The sequence below is a fragment of the Kitasatospora sp. NPDC007106 genome (genome assembly GCF_040634455.1).
Taxonomy (GTDB): domain Bacteria; phylum Actinomycetota; class Actinomycetes; order Streptomycetales; family Streptomycetaceae; genus Kitasatospora; species Kitasatospora arboriphila.
Genome location: NZ_JBEYFP010000895.1, coordinates 1 through 2,287, shown reverse-complemented (window position 1 = coordinate 2,287; position 2,287 = coordinate 1). Strand labels below are relative to the sequence as shown.

Genomic DNA, 2,287 nt, shown 5'->3' with positions numbered 1-2,287 from the left:
CGCCGAGCCAGCCGGCGACGCCGTTGCCGAGCAGTGCGCCGGCCGCGCCGAGCAGCATGGTCAGCCACCACGGGATCGCCTGCGGGCCGCGCAGGATCAGCTTGGCCAGGACGCCGAGGACGAATCCGATCAGCAGGATCCACAGCAGTTGGAACACGGCTCCTCCGCTCCGCCGGGCCTCCGCCCGTCCCGGCATCGCCGCTGGTTGTGGGTGATCACCAGCTTGCGTCCTGGCGGGCCGCTCAGCACCTCGGAGGGCGGCTCAGAGCGGCCGGACCCCCGGGGCGCCGACGCCGCGGTGGGCCTCGGCGAGCAGCAGGTAGCCCTCGGCGTTGGTGCGGATCCCGGCGCGCTCCTCGTCGGTGAGCGGGCGGCGGACCTTGGCCGGGACGCCGGCGACCAGGGAGCCGGGCGGCACCTCGGTGCCCTGGGTGACCACCGCACCGGCGGCGATCAGCGAGCCCGAGCCGATCCGGGCCCCGTTGAGCACCGTGGCGCCCATGCCGACCAGCACGTCGTCCTCGACCGTGCAGCCGTGCAGCACCGCGTTGTGGCCGACCGAGATCCGCTCGCCGAGCACCAGCGGGAAGCCGGGGTCGGCGTGCAGGGTGCAGTTGTCCTGGATGTTGGTGTCGGCGCCGACGGCGATCGTCTCGGCGTCGCCGCGCAGCACCGCGCCGTACCAGATGCCCGCGCGGGCGGCGACGGTGACCGCGCCGACGACGACCGCGTTGGGGGCGACGAACGCCGAGGGGTCGACGGCGGGCACCCGGCCCGCGACGGCGGCGATCAGCGGCTCGGCCATGGTCGGTACTCCTGGTCTCGAACGGTGCGGGAACGGCGGGTACGGCAGGGTCGGCTCCCGGGGTCGGCCCGCGGGGTCAGCCCTCGTACGGGAGCAGCTCGGCGCGCTTGGGCGGGCGGCCGTCGCCGGAGGAGCGGCCGGTGAGGCGGCGGCCGATCCACGGGCCGAGGTGGCTGCGCAGCCAGCGCAGGTCGGCGCCGAGCTTCGCGGTGCGGCTCTGCGGGGCGGCGGGGGGCAGCGGGATGCGCCAGTCCTGGGCGGCGGGGCGGCCGAGTGCCTCGAGGACGGCGACGGCGACCCGGCGGTGGCCCTCGGCGGAGAGGTGGAGCCGGTCCTCGGCCCACATCCGCGGGTCGTCGAAGCAGGGGGCGCTGAAGAGGTCGACCACGACCGCCCTGCCGCCGGAGTCGCGGGCGATGCCCTCGACGAAGGCCTTGAGCTCCAGGACGGCCGGCAGCAGGCGGGTGCCGCCGGGCATCCGGCGGCTGGGGTCGGTGCTGGTGAACATGACCACGGTGGCGCCGCCGGCGAGCAGGGTGCGGGCGGCGACGCCGAACCGCTCCCTGACGTGGGCGATGTCGCAGCCTGGGCGCAGCACGTCGTTGAGCCCGCCGGCGAGGGTGACCAGGTCGGTGCCCATCGCGGCGGCCGGGCCGACCTGCTCGTCGCAGATCTGGCCGATCAGCTTGCCGCGGACGGCGAGGTTGGCGTAGCGGAAGCCGCCGCCGTCCTGCTCGGCGGCCAGGGCGGCGGCGACGCGGTCGGCCCAGCCGCGGTAGTGGCCGTCGGGCAGCAGGTCGTCGCACATGCCCTCGGTGAAGGAGTCCCCGACGGCGACGTAGCTGGTGAAGGTGGCTGTGTTCTCCATGGCCCGACGATCGTACGCGCACCGGCTACCGGCCGGTACGAAGGGGCGCCCCGGAGCCGGGGCGCCCCTGGTGGCGCGCGGTCAGCTCGGGTGGGAGGCCGGGCGGCGGCCGCGGAGGTGGCGTTCGACGTCCTCGGGGGCGGGGGCCTGCCGGGTGAAGACGTCCTGGCCGACCACGGTCGACTCCCAGACGTCCGCGGCGGCGGCCGAGCGGGTGAGCAACCAGGTGGCGAGGATGGTCTCGTCGCCCGCCAGGTACTGCCCGCTCCAGCTGGTGACCGAGCCGGCGTCGCCCTGCTCGTTGCGCCAGGCGACCGTCCAGCCGACCGCGGTGCCCTGGCCGGGCCCGGCCGGCGCGTCGTGGCGGCCGGTGAGCTCGTACGGGCCGGCCACGTGGCCCGCGCCCGACACGTACGTCCCGGTGAGGCCGCCCGACGTGTCGTCGGTGAGCCGCATGTGCGAGCCGAACTCGTTGTACCAGTCTCCGGCGATGGTCATCGATGTTCTCCCTGGGCGGACCCGTTCCGGCGGCCGCACCCCGGTCGGGCGGCCGCGTGGCTCTCCCAGGATCGGGCCGGGGGGTGGGCTTCGCACCGCGACCGGGCCGGTGCGCG

3 protein-coding genes are annotated in these 2,287 nt (G+C 76.1%); all 3 read right to left on the bottom strand.

What is annotated here, in order from left to right:
- Positions 1-262: 262 nt before the first annotated feature.
- On the bottom strand, positions 263-805 hold the full coding sequence (locus ABZ641_RS33745; protein WP_344626065.1) for a gamma carbonic anhydrase family protein: 543 nt from the start codon (positions 803-805) through the stop codon (positions 263-265).
- 76 nt (positions 806-881) lie between these two features.
- Entirely contained in the window at positions 882-1,673 is a 792-nt protein-coding gene (locus ABZ641_RS33740; RefSeq protein ID WP_344626066.1) for an SGNH/GDSL hydrolase family protein, read from the bottom strand.
- Between the two features lie 81 nt (positions 1,674-1,754).
- Positions 1,755-2,171: an avidin/streptavidin family protein gene (locus tag ABZ641_RS33735; protein WP_359988093.1), complete on the bottom strand. Its 417-nt coding sequence runs from the start codon at positions 2,169-2,171 to the stop codon at positions 1,755-1,757.
- Positions 2,172-2,287 lie beyond the last annotated feature (116 nt).